Below are 17,471 nucleotides of genomic sequence, written 5' to 3' on the forward strand. Positions count from 1 at the left end.
TTCTATATTCGCCTCAAATTTGCGTGTAGTATGTTTGATGATTCACGTGCAAATTAAATCCTAACGTGACTATACGAACTGACCTAGCAAAAGAAGACACTTCAAATTGGGACATTGATGACTGATATACATAATAAAACCATGATAGCTTCGATCATGCATGCTCCCGTGCGCGGGGAAGTTGATATTTGCTTAGATGCACTCATGATTATTAATGGTGAGGGGCAAATAGAAGAAATAGTTCGCCCGAACGACCCCAGTTATGAGAAGAAAAAATCTGAAGCAAAACAAGACAATAGTCTGGTTCAACTGCCGAGTAATCAGTTTCTACTGCCAGGCTTTGTCGATCTTCACATCCATGCGCCTCAATGGCCTCAATTAGGAAAAGCTCTGGATGTTCCGCTGGAAGTTTGGCTCATGGAGCACACATTCCCTCTCGAGGCCCGATATAGTGATGAAAAATTTGCTGAGCGTATGTATGCAGATTTGGTCGGTTCTCTTCTCGCAAACGGCACAACAACTGCGCTTTATTTTGCAACCATTCATAAAAAAGCAACTCAACTACTTGCAGATATTTGTCTCGAAAAAGGACAACGAGCGCTTATCGGAAAAGTTGTCATGGATAATCCTGATCAATGTCCTGATTATTATAGAGACAAATCAACCGAAACGGCATTGGAAGAGACCGAATCTTTCATCAATTACGTTCATTCGATGAAAAACAATACGGCTGATCTTGTAAAACCAGTCATCACGCCTCGTTTTATTCCAAGTTGTACTGATGAAGCACTATCTGGCCTTGGCAAACTGGCACAAACACACCATTGCCACGTTCAGACACATTGTTCCGAAAGTGATTGGGAACACAATTATGTACTCGATCGAACAGGTAAAACTGATACAAATGCCCTTGCCGACTTCGGCCTAATAGGTAGACACACCATTCTTGCACATAGCAATTTTATTTCTGATCAAGATATGGATGTTATTGCCGATAAGGGTGCAGGCATTGCGCATTGCCCGCTATCAAACATCTATTTTTCTACAGCTATATTTCCCCTAAAACGAGCGTTGGAGAAGTCATTAAGAGTGGGATTGGGCACCGATATTTCTGGTGGTCCAAGTGCGTCTATTTTTGAAACCTGTCGTTTTTCAATTCATATGTCTCGTACATTAGAAGAAGGAACAGATGCCAGCTTACCTGCCGATGAAAGAGGTATTGAAAACTCGCGGATAAACTTCCGCGAAGCGTTTCATCTGGCAACGGCTGGCGGAGCTGATGCTTTAGATTTACCGGTTGGACGATTTGAAGCTGGCTATCAATTCGACGCTATTCTTGTTGCTCCAGACGCCCCCGCGTCACCAATTTTCATTGATGATGAATTGGATACATTGGACGATCAACTTCAAAAAATCATTTATTCCGCAACTAGAGCCAATATATTATCGACTTGGGTGAGCGGGCGGAATGTGTTCACCGGCAAGAGTTAGTCTCGTAGATTATTGTTATCTACTACCGGCTTTGCATGACGACCGATTTGTAATCAGTAATTGATTGAGCCAGTAATTTGGCGGCTTTTGAGCGCCATTCGGGATTAGACAGCAATTTTTCATCTGTCAGGTTTGACAGAAAACCCAGCTCGATGAGAATAGACGGAACGTCAGGTGCTTGCAAAACCCTAAAACCGGCACGTCTGTGCGGATTGTTAATTAGCTGCACTTGCCCCTTAAATGATCCAACAATTTGATCTGCAACGCTTTCCGAAAACTGCTTAGTCTCACGTCTGGCAAGATCAATCAATATTCCAGTTACTTCATCAGATGCATCCTCAATTTGTAATCCCGCGATAACATCAGTCAGATTTTCAGATTCGGCTAGACTTTCAGTCACAGCATCGGTTGCTTTTTGAGATAAAGTATAAACTGAGGCTCCTCTCAAATTTCTTTGACGAATGGAATCTGCATGGACAGAGATAAAAAGATCGGCATGTTCTCGCCGTGCGATTTGAACGCGTGAAGCAAGCGAAATAAATTTGTCGCTGTCCCGCGTTAAAACGACCTTAGCGTCACCCAGGTCAGCAAGTGCATCTCTCAGAGCAAGGACAAACGCTAGCGTTACTTTTTTCTCACTCGTACCATTTCGGCCCTCAGCTCCGCCGTCAATACCACCATGGCCGGCATCCAATACGATAACAAAGGTATTTGTGTCCTGCTTTCCGGAAAGAAGAACACGGCTCGACTTACCGCTTTTGGGTCTTGAGTCCCATTTTTGATCGGTCAGAATGGATTCGAAAACACTTTCCGGCGCTGAACTTATATCCAATACGAGCCGATACCTGCCATCCTCCAATTCCTGCAATTCTTCTGATTCCAGAACTGCAGATTGCTTCAATGTAAGCACCATGCGAGAACTGACATCAGACATAGAACCATAGCGCAGATCTGCTAATATTCCCCTTGGTTCCAAATCCTCTGGTAAGAAATTAAATTTGGTCTTTTTGAGATCAATCACAATTCTGTATGGCGTATCAAGATAACGAATACTAACTTTTGGCTCGTTATTAAACTCGATTAACAGTCGTGCCCGATTGTCGTCGCCGATAAGCCGTGCGACATCTGCTACCAATTCCTTGCTATCTTGAGCAAAGGTTTGTTGAGCCCCAGCAAGATAACAGCCTGCAAAAAACAAAAACACCAAAGTTCGAGAAAATGCACGTTGCAAAATCATATGTCGCGATTTTATATGAGTGTTCAACGCTAATATTTACCCTTCAAAATTACAAACAGCGTGTTCTAACTGCCAAATCAGTGCCGGAAGAATCAAATATATTCAATAAATAAAGCCTTATTATGCAAAAATCACGATAATATAATGGCTGGTCTATAATCGACCGCAATCAAACAACTATTGTTTCCACTTGCAAGAATCCTTTTAAAGACATAAAACAATCGGTAAGTTGGAATTCCGACGAGGTAGAATCTTTCAGATGATCGAAAATCTTTCCCAAAGATCAATCGATAGTTCCTGAATATGTTCACCTGACGTCTAAGACTTACCAGCTTTGATGAATGCGGCGCATTCAAAAATTGAATTTCAATTCTTCGCCAAGAAATGGCGAATAAGAATTGTTTTAAGGATCGGTGAATAGTCACCGTTTGTAAATTGTGACCAAGGTCACTGCCAATTGCAAAATTGGCAAAATCATCGGTTTGGTTAAGCTCGATATATGAGGCTTCCGAACTATAAAATTAGAGATACGCAAAGTGCGGGATCTGAAATGTTGAATGCGGTCGTGAAAAAGAAGAGTATTAGAGATAGGGCATTCTGCTCGTCGCCTACTTTTTTTGCCTGTTCTACACAGATCAAATCAGCACCTCTGCGCCCAATATTCGACACACAAAAACGTAACCAGACTTATAGGCTCAGATCTATTCCGATCCTAAAGGGAGGCTGCGGGTTTTGTTCTGTCGAGGAGCAAAATTTAAATGGCAGAAAAAATGCTAATAGACGCGTCTCATGCAGAAGAGACACGCGTCGTAGTCGTTCGCGGAAATCGTATAGAGGAATTTGATTTTGAATCGCAGCATAAAAAGCAGCTGCGCGGAAATATCTATCTAGCAAAAGTAACAAGGGTGGAACCCTCTTTACAGGCTGCATTTGTAGACTATGGCGGCAATCGTCACGGTTTCCTTGCATTTTCAGAAATTCATCCTGATTATTATCAGATCCCACTTGCAGATCGCCAAGCTCTTCTTGAGGAAGAAGCTGCAGAAGCTAGATCTATGGATCAAGATGAAGCCGAAGCTGAAACTGCGACTGAAAAATCGAGTGATGATGCAGAGCCAGAGGCGGAACAAGAAGCGAAGCCAAAGAAACGCAGAACGCGCAGGCGGAAAACTTCAGCGAAGAAAGCAGAGATTACAGCAGATTCGACTATCGCAGAAGGCGAAAGCCAATCTGAGCCAAAAACTGATCAAGCAGATACCGATACTGTTGATCCGGATATTAACGCGCAGCAGGCAATCGAGGCAGGCGCTGAACCGACTCCTGCCGAAACATCGAATGCAGACACTGGAACCTCAGAATCATCTGAGGTGGAGCAAGAAGACACTTCAAAAAAATCCGATGATAAACCCGACACAATCGCGGCCATTGTAGAAACAGAAGACGAAGTCTCTGAACCAGTTTCCAGTGAGGTTGAATCGGCTACAGAAGGTGAAGACAATTCTGAAGCTGCAGAAACTAAATCTGAAGAAATGCCTGAAGATGATACAGTTGCTAAGGCTGAAAACTCTGAAGGTAATAACGAAAACAGCATTGCAACTTCAACCGATGAAGACAATGGTGACGATAATTCAGAGAATGAAAGTGTAGAGAATGTAGGGACTAATGAAGATGATGCCCTTGAAGAAATTCCTGCAACACCAAGAAAATCACGAAAACAATATCGTATTCAAGAAGTTATAAAACGCCGCCAGATCCTCCTCGTTCAAATTGTAAAAGAAGAACGGGGTAATAAAGGGGCAGCGCTAACAACATACATGTCACTGGCAGGTAGATATTCCGTTCTGATGCCAAACACTGCTCGTGGCGGTGGAATTTCTCGTAAAATTACCAATGTGCAGGACCGTAAGCGTCTTAAAGAAGTCGCACGCGACCTGGAAGTGCCACAAGGCATGGGCGTTATTTTGCGCACAGCGGGCGCCAGTCGTACGAAAACAGAGGTCCGTCGCGATTTCGAATATCTTATGCGACTATGGGAAAATGTTCGGGAACTTACGCTCAATTCCATAGCACCAAGTCTCGTATATGAAGAAGGTAGCCTGATTAAACGTTCGGTTCGCGATCTTTATACTAAAGATATTGGCGAAGTTATAGTTTCTGGCGAAGATGGTTATCGTGAAGCCAAAGATTTCATGAAAATGCTTATGCCGAGCCATGCGAAAGTCGTTCAGCCCTATAAGGGAGCCCGCCCGATCTTTGTAAATTACGGCATCGAAGCACAGCTTGACCAGATGATGTCTCCTCAAGTGACATTAAAATCTGGTGGCTATCTCATTATTAATCAGACTGAAGCATTGGTTGCAGTTGATGTAAACTCTGGGCGTTCAACACGTGAAAGCTCGATTGAGGATACGGCACTTCAAACCAATCTTGAAGCCGCTGAGGAGGTCGCACGTCAGCTAAGATTACGTGACCTTGCGGGTCTTGTTGTGATCGATTTTATCGACATGGAAGAAAAGCGGAACAACAGAGCCGTTGAAAAGCGCGTAAAGGAATGCCTTAAGAGTGATCGTGCACGTATTCAGGTCGGCCGCATATCTCATTTTGGTCTTCTGGAAATGTCGCGTCAGCGAATTAGGGCAAGCGTACTCGAGAGCACAACGCAAACTTGTCCACATTGCGAAGGCACAGGACATATGCGCTCTGATAGCTCACTTGCATTACATGTTTTGCGTGCCATAGAAGAGCAATTACTTAAATCGCCTCGTAACGATGTGAATGTACGCACCAGTGCTGCAAATGCGCTTTACATTCTCAATCAGAAGAAAGACACATTGATCGAACTCGAGTTACGTTTTGGCGTAACCATTTTGATCAATGTTGATCCGGCAATTTCAGGTCAAGAGTTCAATGTCGAAAGAGGTCCGCAAAGCACAAAAAAAGCAAATGCAAGTACTGAACAACTTGCATCCAGCTACGGGACTGCCGATTCAGAGATGAATGAGGTTCAGTCTGAAACTGAAAACGACGAGAACGAAACACAGATCGATGAAGAAGCTCCCCGTAAGCGTCGTCGCCGGCGTCGTGGTGGTCGTAACAATAACAATTCTGAGAAAGCTAATTCAGAGACTCAAGATAGTGAGAACTCCTCAGAAGATGATACAAATGGTGAAAACTCTGCATCAGATGTAAATACAAATGATGATGATTCCGAAGATCGTCCGAAAAAACGCCGTCGTCGAGGAAGGCGCGGTGGACGCAAAAATAAAGATAAAGATCAGGAAACCCATGAAAATTCTGAAACTGATGATCAGCAAACGCCACAGCCTGAACCAGTCGCAGAGCAAATAGAAACGAGCACATCTTCACCTCCTGAACCTGTTGCCGTTGCCGACGAAGCGGACAAGGCCGAAGAAAAGCCGAAGAAACCTCGTCGCAGACGCAAGTCAAAAGCCGAGGTCGAAAACGCTGATGCTGCACAAAATGATGCGGAACCTGTAAAAGCGGAAGTTACGCCTAAAACAGAGATCGCGGCTGCGGAAGTTGTTGTTGAAACAATGGCAGAACATTCTAAGCCAAGCAGAGAATCGCGCACCAATATCGATCAGATTGCCTCTAAACCAGTCGTTACATCTTCTAGCGACGCGGACAGCAAAAAAGAGCCGAAAAAAACGGGTTGGTGGCGTAAAGCTTTTAAATAGAGATACTTATCGAAGGGCTCAGTTTTATACTGAGCCTTTTTGTTCGTCCCGATAGGTAATAGTTGCAGAATGGACGTTTGGTACCACGTCATAATTCCATCGCTTTAACGCCCTAGAACAAATTCACATTTTCGCGATTAATATGGGTTGCCCTTGTACGCATCCAACCGTCGGTTATAGTTCAAAACAGGTGTTAATTTGGAGGCAAGTTTGATTTCACAGATTCTTAAATTCCGCTCAGTCACGTCGCTGTTTGCAATCCTATTTTATTTGCTATCCAGCCAGCTAGCGTTGGGGCAATCTGGCAGAAGTGTATCTATTGTTCGAGATGCTGAAATTGAGGGACTATTGGCTGACTATACATCGCCCATTCTCAAAGCAGCCAGACTCCAAAGTCGCGGCATAGAAGTAATATTGGTAAATGAAAGAAGTTTTAATGCATTTGTATCTGGTCGCAGAATCTTCGTAAATATTGGTGCTATCATGCAGTCCGAAACACCTAACGAGATTATTGGTGTTATTGCGCATGAGGCAGGTCATCTGGCAGGCAACCATCAAGAGCGTTTGCGAGCGCAATTGGACGGTTCCAAAACACTTGCTATCGTTGGAGCTTTATTGGGCGCTGGTGCCGTTGTTGCCGGTTCAACCTCTGGCTCAAATGGGGGAGCGGCTGCGGGATCTGCCATCATTGCTGCTGCGCCACAACTCGCGACCCGAAATATTCTCAAATATAAACGAAGCGAAGAAATTAATGCGGATACTGCGGCCTTAAAATACCTCAAGAGTACGAAGCAATCCGCACAAGGCATGCTTAAAACATTTGAACGGTTTTCACAAAACTTGGCGCTCGCCGGAGTGCGAGTTGATCCTTATCGCTTAAGCCATCCGCTGCCAAAAGAACGAATCAGCCTTCTCCAAAAAAGTGCAACCCAAAGCCCGTATTTTGACAAAAAAGACCCAAAATCACGCCAGCTGAGACATGATATGGCGAGAGCAAAAATTGCGGCTTTTTCAGGAGGGATTAACAGTGTACGACGCGCATTTAGTAAGTCACCAAACTCGCTTGCAGCAGTCTATGGTCAGGTTATTGCAACAGATTTAGCAGGTAGGTCAAGTCAAGCGCTTCAACTGCTGAATAAGGTCATAAAAAAGCAGCCATCTAATCCATACCTGTATGAACTAAAAGGTGAATTAGAACTTAAAACCCGCAAGGCTGATCAAGCAGTTAAATCATTCACAAAGGCAGTGAAGCTAGACAAAAAGAAGTCCGGCCTCATAAAAGCACGATTAGGATTTGCCTATGTTGCCACAGGTAAAAAATCGAACGCAAAGAAGGCTATCGCGGCGATTAAAACAGGGTTACAATCAAACCCAAATAATTTCAATGCATACCGCTCGCTTTCTAGTGCCTATGCTTTAACTGGTGACATTGGCAATGCTGAACTTTCAATGGCTGAGGGACACTTTCGTGCTGGCAATAGAAGAGATGCAAAAATATTTGCGGGCCGCGCTTTACAAAAACTAGTTAAGGGCAAACCCAGCTGGCAACGTGCAAAAGATATTTTAACAGTTGGCAATTAAGTTCTTGCAAGCGAATTCAAAGGATAATTCAAATATGACAAGATATATTAAAGTTCTTCTAGCTGGAGCATTTATTGCGTCTTCTCCTGTGGGAGCGTCGCTTGCATTTGATGACGCCGAGAAGAAAGAATTGGGGGAAATTATCAAGCAATATTTGATAGAAAATCCTGAGGTTTTGGTCGAGGCGCAAACAGTACTCGAACAACGCCAACTGATAGCTCAACAACAGCGTTTAAAGAGTATTATAACAGATATGGCAGATGACATTGCCAATAATTCAGATGACATAGTTTTTGGAAACCCAGACGGCGACGTTACAATTGTTGAATTTTTTGATTATAATTGTGGTTATTGCAAGCGTGCGATGTCTGATATGATTGAGATCGTAGAAAAAGACCCCAACGTCAAATTCGTCCTGAAAGAGTTTCCAATTCTCGGGCCAGAATCCGTAGAAGCAACAAGTGTAAGCATCGCTGTTAATCGTATTGCACCAGAAAAATCTGCTCGATTCCACACGGAAATGTTAGGTTCCTCCGGTAGAGCAAACAAAGATAAAGGCATGTCCATTGCCGATAGCCTAGGAATTGACCTTGTTGCTTTGGAAAAAGAACTGCAAGACCAGACACTCCTTGAAGGAATTAACAAAACATACGAGATTGCTCAAGCATTAGAAATCAACGGAACTCCCTCTTATATAGTGGGTGAAGAACCCATATTCGGCGCGGTTGGAGTTTCAGATATTCTCAAGAAAATTCAAAATATGAGGTCATGTGGTAAAGCAACCTGTTAGCGTCAATTTTGTCTATTATTAGCTGCGGAGCTTTAGATTTTCAAATTGACACAAAATTTGCCTATCTCACGAACTGGATTTAATATTTTGCATGAAAATCACCTTATATTAGCATTATGTTAGCGAAAAATGCTTTAATTACAGGCCTAACAGGGCTATAGAAATTTACTTGGTTTTGATGGGACAAAAAAATGTCAAATAGGGTCTCCGTAATTAACGGACCTAATCTAAATATGCTTGGTAAAAGAGAACCGGGAATATACGGTGATCTTTCACTTACTTCTATTCATGAGTTGTGTACAAAAGCAGGTGCTGAATTAGGTTTCGAGATTGATTTTCATCAATCAAACCATGAAGGCAATATTATTGATTTTCTACAGGGTGCTAATGATACAGCTATCGGTGTTGTCTTAAATGCCGGCGCGTATACCCACACATCTGTTGCTCTTCACGATGCAATACGATCAATTTCCATTCCTGTGATCGAAGTTCACCTGTCTAACGTACATGCACGAGAAAAATTCCGTCATAAATCAATGATTTCCTCTGTATGCCAAGGTGTAATTTGCGGTTTCGGGCCAAATAGTTATAAATTGGCGCTTCAAGCATTCGCCGAAACAAATAATTCGTAAAATAAAAGGCACATTTAAATGACCACTAAAAAGAAGGGTATCGACCAATCGATTGTTCGAGATCTGGCAGCAATACTAAATGATACTGATCTGACCGAAATTGAAGTTGAACAGGATGATGTAAGAATCCGTGTATCAAGAGCAACATCAGCTCCAGCACAATATGCAACAGCTGCAATACCGGCTCCTGCCCCCGCAAGTACTCCAGCACCAATGTCTGATATTGTATCAGCACCTGTGGCTGCAACTCCTGCAACAAATGGTCATAGCGTTCCTTCACCGATGGTCGGAACAGCATATCTATCACCATCTCCAGAATCAGATACCTTCGTTAAGGTTGGCCAAACTGTGAAAGAAGGTCAAACATTGCTAATTATTGAGGCGATGAAAACGATGAACCAAATTCCGTCACCGCGCTCGGGCAAGATTGTAGAAATTCTTTTAGAAGATGGTCAGCCCGTAGAATTCGGCGATACATTAGTCATTATCGAATAGGCCGGTAAAATCATGTTTTCAAAGGTTTTAATAGCCAACCGCGGCGAGATCGCACTACGAATTTTACGTGCTTGTAAAGAGCTCGGCATACAAACTGTCGCTGTCCACTCTACAGCCGATCAGGATGCAATGCATGTACGATTAGCAGATGAAAGTGTCTGCATTGGGCCACCGGCATCACGCGATAGCTACTTAAATATCCATCAGATCGTGGCTGCTTGCGAAATCACCGGAGCTGAAGCAGTTCACCCCGGCTATGGTTTTCTTTCAGAAAATGCTAAATTTGCTGAAATCTTAGAAGCTCACGATATTGTTTTCATTGGACCAACTTCCGAACATATTGGCATTATGGGTGACAAGATCACCGCTAAGAAGACAGCAGAAGAACTCGGTATACCTATTGTACCTGGCTCGCCAGGCGAAGTTTCGACTGAGGCAGAAGCACGCAAAATAGCGGATGATATTGGGTTCCCAGTCATCATCAAGGCGACAGCAGGCGGCGGTGGGCGCGGCATGAAGGTCGCAAATAACGCAGATGAATTATCCATTGCATTGGATACCGCTAGAAGAGAAGCTGGCGCAAATTTTGGCAATGAAGCTGTCTATATTGAAAAATACTTGGCAAAACCGCGCCATATCGAAATTCAGGTTTTGGGCGATGGTAAAGGCAATGCTATTCACCTCGGCGAACGCGACTGCTCTCTACAGCGCAGACACCAAAAAGTCTGGGAAGAAGCAAACTCTCCTGCCCTTAACCTAGATCAAAGAATAAAAATTGGTGAAATTTGCGCCGACGCTATGCGCAAACTTAAATATCGCGGCGCTGGCACAATTGAATTCCTCTACGAGAATGGCGAGTTTTATTTCATTGAAATGAATACCCGTTTACAGGTGGAACATACAATTACCGAGGCTATTACAGGCATCGACTTAGTCAATGAGCAAATTCGTATCGCATCTGGCGGATCAATTTCCGTTTCTCAAGAAGATGTTACATTCATTGGACATGCAATAGAATGTCGAATTAATGCGGAAGATCCAAATACATTTGTTCCATCTCCTGGAACCATTACACACTATCATCCGCCCGGTGGTTTAGGTGTACGTGTGGATTCTGGCGTCTATCAGGGATATAGAATCCCGCCATATTACGATAGCCTAATAGGTAAACTGATCGTTCATGGACGCACTAGAAATGAATGTATGATGCGCCTTCGTCGCGCAATCGATGAGTTTGTGGTTGACGGTATTAACACGACACTCCCATTATTTTTAGATCTTTTGGATAATCAAGACATTGTAAACGGTGACTATGACATCCATTGGCTAGAAAAATATCTTGAAAACAAGAACGCAAATTAATGAGCTTGGCGGCGATATGTCGCCAACTCACTAAATATGGCATCCATTCAAACACTGGATTTTGAATGACGACTTCATCAGACCACATGCCTTTATCGCCAGAAATTCTGCTAAGCGCATATAGTCAGGGCCTGTTTCCAATGTCGGATTCGGCAGATGATCCTGACTGTTTTTGGGTTAAGCCGGAGATACGTGGGATTATTCCACTTGACCAATTTCATATACCTCGCAGCCTAAAAAAAGTCATAGCACAACGTAAGTTTGATATCAGGATTAACACCCGTTTTGATGACGTCATGAAGGAGTGCGCGAAAGAGACTGGCAATAGACCCTCTACTTGGATTAATAGAACGATATATGAAGCCTATTTGCAACTACATAAAGTAGGCCATGCACATAGCATTGAAGCCTGGCGTAACAATCAGTTAGTGGGTGGTTTGTACGGCGTTTCACTCGGGGCTGGTTTTTTTGGTGAAAGTATGTTTACACGAGAGACAGACGCATCAAAAGTTTGTTTAGCTTATCTTGTTAAGCATTTAAAAAAATTAAATTATATACTTCTGGACACACAGTTCACCACAGATCATCTTAAACGTTTTGGAGCGATTGATATCCCTAATGATGAATATTTAAGCCTACTTTCAAATGCTATGTCGTACGAAGACATCGAGTTTAATTAGTCACATAATTTATGCTCTTCTGATCTGGCTAGCATCAGCAATTTGCATCCATTTTTCAATCTTATTAAATAATTCCGGAGGGGATAATGGTTTCTTAATCTGACCATCAAGAACAGGCAATAATAAATTTGTTTCATCCTCTCCTTCAGCAGAATCCGGCAAGGGCATCATTCCTAAAAGTGGCACCAGTCCATTAAATCGCTTCAACTTCTCCAAACACAGTCGCGTATCTTCATTATTAAATTCACGACTAGCAGCATCAATAATAACCAGCTTAGGTTGATGCGATTTAAATAATGCCTCACCTTCCGCTATATCAGATGTGATTTTATATTGATAACCAATCGATTCCAAAATTTGTGCCAACATAATCTGGTTTACGGTATTACTTTCAAGCAGGAGAATATCAATATTTGTACCTTTATCATGATTGCTAATAAGTTTATCTAAGCCCCTATCCTGTTGTATTTTTGGATCTTTTACAACCGAGCGGGGTAAATCATTTATATCTTCATGAGTGCCTTGAACATCATAATGTTCTGAAAATATACCTAGAAGAAGCGACCTTAGCGACCCTATTTCCAAGGGCTTGAGAATGTAGTTGTTGCGCTCTACCCCCTCACCAGTGGGAAAATTATCTGCGGAAGATACCATCATAAACAACGGTATATGTGATAAAACTTTATCATCTTTTATCAAAGCATAAAGATCTATGTTATTGCTCTGATTGGTTTCATTATCAATAAAAACACCCTCAACGGTAAAACCTTTTTCAAATAGCGCGCACATAACAGCGATCGCTTCTTCAGCGTTGCGGCAAGCAGCTACATCTCCACCCCATTCTTTAAGTTGATGCTCGAGTAGCGCCTTATCAAACTCGCTGTCATCTATCACGATGAAGCGTTTTTTCTCTAGGTTGGGGATTTTTTGAATAGATTGGGGTATTTTCTTTGGAACATCAAAATCTAGTTCAAACCAAAACTTCGAGCCAATACCGGCTGCGCTATCCAATCTAATTATACCACCCATTAAAGCGATAAGTGCGCTGGAGACAGAAACACCCTGACCAACATGTAATCCCGCCTTAGTTGGACGATACTTGTCAAATAAGTGCTCTTGCTCTTTTGCAGTAATCCCGCGACCAGTATCATGAATTTCAAAGCGCACTGTTGTGGTTTGATCATTATTGTGCGGTACAGCACTAATATTAAGTTTAACCTCACCACTCTCAGTAAATCGAATGGCATTGCTTACTAAGTTTGTAATAACCTGACGAATTTTACCGGCATCACCCAATAAGTTCATAGGTATGTCTGGATCAATATAGCTTAAAAACTGCAAATTTTTCTTGCTGGCCTCAGGCATCACTGCGGATGTGACCTCGCACACAAGTTTAAACAGTTCAAAGGATTCAGATCTTACCGGAGCCTGCATGATGTCCAAAGATGTATAATTGGATAAATCATCAACAACGCCAAGGATAGTATTACTGAAAGATAGAATTTGTTCTATTGAAGAACCTCGATCCTTATCAAAACCTCCATCGGAAACAGAATTTACTACTGATATAATGCTTCTTGTGGGTGAACCTACTTGGTGGCATATTTTTGCAAGAAAATCAGCGCTGCGATGTTCCGCGATATTTGCCAACTCGCGCACTTTCTCCAACTCATTTCTTGTATCTTCAAGTTGGAATTCGATATTTTTATATTTGCTCACGTCTCGCAAAATTACGGTCAAGTATTGTGTACCATTTTGGGTTATAATAGGCTTGCGCTCTACTTCACGCCATATTGTCGTTCCGCGGTTAGATGTTGCTCTGTCACCAATTTGAGTAGCAGCACCTGATGCAAGAACTTTAGCTTCATCTTGTTCCAATAACCTTGTTGCAATAGTATTGGATATTTGGGATGAGGTTCTACCAATGAAGCGCTCAGGCTCCATACCATAAAATTCAGCATAAGCAGGATTTACATAAACAAATTTGAGATTTTCATCCTTAATATAAGCAGGCGAAGACATGTGCTCAAAAAACGCTTCTATTATTTCTTGTTCAACTTCCATGAACTAACCCGCCCAATATTTTATGAAGAGAATCATTCTTCTAAGCATGTAAATTAAACACAATTACTAAACATACCAACATTCGCGAAGCTTATGGCTATTTACTTTTAACTGTTTTTTTGACTTCTCTCGAAAGCAAAACACGCCATTGATCACTCGAAAACGCATAAGTATCGATCTGTTTATGAATACATGTTGCAAAATTGCTCAGCTCAATTTGAGCAAGACCCTGAAACCAATAATGCTGATACGGATAACCCAATATATTGTTCAATTTACTACAAAGATGGCAAATTCATTCAACCTTAGATGACATTAAAAGACATGCAAAATCTTTGTATGGAAAAAGCTCAACAACGCGGAGAACCAAAATCATCACCTTGGTTACACTCGTTGAATACACAAACTTAAACGCTGGAAAATCTGCGAAAGGGTACCGTCAATCAAGCCTGGAGCCGCCAAGTTCAAATAACAGACCAACTCAATTTTGCAAATCTTTTGAAAAATGGTGCGGCCGAGAAGACTCGAACTTCCACGGATTTTACTCCACAGCGACCTCAACGCTGCGCGTCTACCAGTTCCGCCACGGCCGCACACTATACTGAACTCTGAGGTATTAATAAGCCAGCGATGCAGCACTTAGCAAAAGCAGGTACTTGACACAAGTCAAGTTTGACGAAAAAAACATATATTCTAATAATGGATAGATTAAATGCTTCGTGATGAGATAAAAGTTGATTTTTTGGCGCTGGATGGCTCACCACCAGTGAGATGGCGCATTGAAGGTGACATTACACCTTATGAAGATGCTTTATCTTTCATGGAAAATGAAGCAACTAAAATATCGAATGGAGAATCAAATGAACTCATTTGGCTTGTTGAGCATCCACCTCTTTATACAGCAGGAACAAGTGCTAACATAAATGATCTTGTTTCTCCTGACAGATTTGACGTTTACCAAACGGGTCGCGGCGGCGAATATACCTATCACGGACCGGGTCAGCGTGTTGCTTATGTAATGCTCGACCTAAAGCGCCGCAAACAAGATGTTCGCGCTTTTGTCTCAGCTTTAGAAAGGTGGATTATTGAAACACTGGCAGACATGAACGTTAAAGGAGAACGCCGCGAAGATCGTGTTGGCGTTTGGGTTCAGCGTCCTGAAAAAGCCAGATTACCAGACGGAAGCATAAACGAAGAAAAAATAGCCGCGATTGGGATTAGACTGCGAAAATGGGTTAGTTTTCATGGTATCGCGATCAATGTAGAGCCAGACCTAGAACACTTCTCCGGAATTGTCCCATGTGGTGTACAAAAATATGGCGTCACCAGTCTTGTGGATCTTGGACTGCCCGTAACGATGGATGATCTGGATCTATCCCTGCGCTCATCATTTGAGGGTATCTTCGGCCCGACCGAACAAGATATAAAATCCGATACGAGTTAACTCCTAACAAATTCAAAACTGGTATTTATGATTCGAAGAAGACCATACTAGATTTAGCAAATGCATTCCGGGAAATCGAGTTTGGCAAGTAAAATCAGTGAATTCTAAGCCTCAACAACAGATCCATATTTGCTACTTGTTTATACTACACTAGTTTGACAATAGTATTGTTCTCAAACGACTTTAGAAACTATGAGGAAAACATGAAAACTATTTCTGAAAGTACCGTTCATGGCGGTGTGCAGGGCGTTTACTCAATGCAATCTGATGCATGTAAATGCGAGATGACGTTTTCAGTTTTCATTCCACCTATTGCAAAAGAAAAACCATGCCCTGTTCTGTGGTATCTGTCAGGTCTTACGTGCTCTCATGCAAACGTTATGGATAAGGGAGAATATCGCAAACGTGCTTCTGAATTAGGTCTTGTAATCGTGTGCCCTGATACTAGCCCTCGTGGTGATGCTGTGCCCGATGAAAGTGATAATTGGCAAATGGGTAAAGGCGCAGGTTTTTATCTCAATGCAACGCAAGAACCGTGGGCGAAGAATTATCAGATGGAAAGCCATATACTCGCTGAATTGCCTGAAATCATTGCAGATAACTTTCCCGCTGATATGAAAAAGCAAGGTATATTTGGTCATTCAATGGGTGGTCATGGTGCCCTCACCTTTGCTCTCAAAAATCCTGATCAGTTTAAGTCTTGCTCAGCATTTGCACCCATTGCCCAGCCCATGACTGCGGATTGGTCTGCTCCAGCATTTGAGAACTATCTCGGTGCAAATAAACAAAATTGGCGCGCATATGATGCAACAGCTTTGATTGAAGATGGAGCAACATTTCCAGAATTTCTAGTAGATCAAGGTGATGCGGACTCATTTTTAGAAAATGGTTTGCGCCCACATTTACTACAAGAAGCCTGCGAGAAAGCAAATATTCCGCTGCAACTACGTTTGCAACCAGGTTATGACCATTCCTATTTCTTCATCTCGACCTTTATGGACGATCATCTTAATTGGCATATGGAGCGGCTTAAGTAAGTTCCAGCCATTTACTCCGGAACGACATTCGGCCCTAAGCAATCATTATCGACTGTGACGATGCATAAGTCACTTTCGTCAGCGACGGCTTTTTCCACATCATCATCCTTCATCATGCTCTTATCCATCTTCTTCAATGGCGCAGCCTCATCCATAGTTGTTTTTTTCTCTGGAGCAACTACATCTTCCATAAGAGTATCTTTGACCATCTTGGCTTCTTTATTGACCTTACGTTTCATCTCCTTTGCATCAACGGACATCTTTTTGTCCATCTCTTTAACCTGCTCCATAATATCATCGGATCGCGTTTCAGGCGTAATCTGACCATTAAGCAATGGATCAGCAACTTGTTGCTCAGGCGAGTAGACGAGTTTAGCGTCATCCCTGCTCTGAACCGCTGAGTTATTGATCGATGTCGCGACATAGGAAATCGGACGAGGAGGATAAAGTGTTAAACCAAGAATCGATCTAATTTGAGCTATAAGATCTTCTTCAATAAACAAATTTGCAATTTCGATATCGTCTTTTGTAGAGCTACTGGTTATTTGTTCATAGCGGAGAGAAGCGCCTGTTGTACTATCCATAACACGCACGGTAGCAGTCACGCTTGTTCCACCAAGTGATGTAACTTGTCGAAAAAGTGATTTCGTTGATTTGTCCAAAACGCCGTTAGGATGCGTCTGCACATTTAACGTTACATTACGTGTGGCCGTGAAGGATGGACTACCAACGGACTGTTTTAAGTTATATTCCAGCTGCCTTGCAAATTCATCCCCAGCCGGATCGAGCGAAGATACATCAACTTCGACAACATTTAGAGGGAACCGATTATCTCTAGAAGAGTAATCCTTCTTCTTACTCGCGCAAGAGGAAAGCACACCCACACTTGCAATCAGCAATATAATTGTAGAAACAAATTTGAAACGATAACCAAGCGATGTCACGGGTGATTCCCTCATA

The 17,471-nt window shown here is 42.5% G+C and carries 13 protein-coding genes and 1 tRNA gene; 10 read left to right on the forward strand and 4 right to left on the reverse strand.

All coding sequences use genetic code 11. The annotated features are described in order from the left end of the window. Nucleotides 1-117: 117 nt before the first annotated feature. On the forward strand, nucleotides 118-1,491 hold the full coding sequence (gene guaD, locus AB2J24_RS11130) for a guanine deaminase (protein ID WP_367385526.1): 1,374 nt from the start codon (nucleotides 118-120) through the stop codon (nucleotides 1,489-1,491). A gap of 22 nt (nucleotides 1,492-1,513) precedes the next feature. On the opposite strand, the gene AB2J24_RS11135 is transcribed toward guaD, so the two are convergent. Continuing rightward, the gene (locus AB2J24_RS11135; RefSeq protein WP_367385527.1) at nucleotides 1,514-2,755 is read right to left on the reverse strand and encodes an N-acetylmuramoyl-L-alanine amidase; all 1,242 of its coding nucleotides are present in this window, start codon (nucleotides 2,753-2,755) and stop codon (nucleotides 1,514-1,516) included. Nucleotides 2,756-3,486: 731 nt separating this feature from the next. Here AB2J24_RS11135 and AB2J24_RS11140 point away from each other — a divergent pair. From AB2J24_RS11140 to aat, 7 genes are all read left to right on the forward strand, one after another. Next, a complete protein-coding gene (locus AB2J24_RS11140; RefSeq protein WP_367385528.1) occupies nucleotides 3,487-6,426 on the forward strand; it encodes an Rne/Rng family ribonuclease in 2,940 nt (979 codons plus the stop codon). Nucleotides 6,427-6,636: 210 nt separating this feature from the next. Continuing rightward, nucleotides 6,637-8,007, forward strand: coding sequence for a M48 family metalloprotease (locus AB2J24_RS11145; protein WP_367385529.1), 1,371 nt, complete (start codon nucleotides 6,637-6,639; stop codon nucleotides 8,005-8,007). Between the two features lie 34 nt (nucleotides 8,008-8,041). Further along, nucleotides 8,042-8,797, forward strand: coding sequence for a DsbA family protein (locus tag AB2J24_RS11150; protein ID WP_367385530.1), 756 nt, complete (start codon nucleotides 8,042-8,044; stop codon nucleotides 8,795-8,797). Between the two features lie 191 nt (nucleotides 8,798-8,988). Then, nucleotides 8,989-9,429, forward strand: a complete 441-nt coding sequence (gene aroQ / locus AB2J24_RS11155) for a type II 3-dehydroquinate dehydratase (protein ID WP_367385531.1) — start codon at nucleotides 8,989-8,991, stop codon at nucleotides 9,427-9,429. An 18-nt stretch (nucleotides 9,430-9,447) separates the two neighbouring features. Further along, a complete protein-coding gene (gene accB / locus AB2J24_RS11160; protein ID WP_367385532.1) occupies nucleotides 9,448-9,924 on the forward strand; it encodes an acetyl-CoA carboxylase biotin carboxyl carrier protein in 477 nt (158 codons plus the stop codon). A gap of 12 nt (nucleotides 9,925-9,936) precedes the next feature. Continuing rightward, complete coding sequence (gene accC, locus AB2J24_RS11165; RefSeq protein ID WP_162653998.1) at nucleotides 9,937-11,286, forward strand: acetyl-CoA carboxylase biotin carboxylase subunit; 1,350 nt, start codon at nucleotides 9,937-9,939, stop codon at nucleotides 11,284-11,286. 65 nt (nucleotides 11,287-11,351) lie between these two features. Then, nucleotides 11,352-11,966, forward strand: a complete 615-nt coding sequence (gene aat, locus AB2J24_RS11170) for a leucyl/phenylalanyl-tRNA--protein transferase (RefSeq protein WP_367385533.1) — start codon at nucleotides 11,352-11,354, stop codon at nucleotides 11,964-11,966. Nucleotides 11,967-11,975: 9 nt separating this feature from the next. On the opposite strand, the gene AB2J24_RS11175 is transcribed toward aat, so the two are convergent. Together AB2J24_RS11175 and AB2J24_RS11180 are read right to left on the reverse strand one after the other, a co-directional pair. Next, complete coding sequence (locus AB2J24_RS11175; protein ID WP_367385534.1) at nucleotides 11,976-14,030, reverse strand: ATP-binding protein; 2,055 nt, start codon at nucleotides 14,028-14,030, stop codon at nucleotides 11,976-11,978. 506 nt (nucleotides 14,031-14,536) lie between these two features. Further along, nucleotides 14,537-14,623, reverse strand: a tRNA-Leu gene (locus AB2J24_RS11180). Between the two features lie 119 nt (nucleotides 14,624-14,742). Between AB2J24_RS11180 and lipB the strand changes: the two genes are divergently transcribed. Both lipB and fghA read left to right on the forward strand, forming a co-directional pair. Beyond that, nucleotides 14,743-15,474: a lipoyl(octanoyl) transferase LipB gene (gene lipB / locus AB2J24_RS11185; RefSeq protein ID WP_367385535.1), complete on the forward strand. Its 732-nt coding sequence runs from the start codon at nucleotides 14,743-14,745 to the stop codon at nucleotides 15,472-15,474. Nucleotides 15,475-15,677: 203 nt separating this feature from the next. After that, on the forward strand, nucleotides 15,678-16,511 hold the full coding sequence (gene fghA / locus AB2J24_RS11190; RefSeq protein WP_367385536.1) for an S-formylglutathione hydrolase: 834 nt from the start codon (nucleotides 15,678-15,680) through the stop codon (nucleotides 16,509-16,511). An 11-nt stretch (nucleotides 16,512-16,522) separates the two neighbouring features. Here the strand turns inward: fghA and AB2J24_RS11195 are convergent, their stop codons facing one another. Continuing rightward, nucleotides 16,523-17,470, reverse strand: coding sequence for a hypothetical protein (locus AB2J24_RS11195; RefSeq protein ID WP_367385537.1), 948 nt, complete (start codon nucleotides 17,468-17,470; stop codon nucleotides 16,523-16,525). Nucleotide 17,471: the final 1 nt, after the last annotated feature.

The sequence above is a fragment of the Lentilitoribacter sp. EG35 genome, from assembly GCF_040784015.1.
In the GTDB taxonomy this organism is placed as follows: Bacteria; Pseudomonadota; Alphaproteobacteria; order Rhizobiales; family Rhizobiaceae; genus Lentilitoribacter.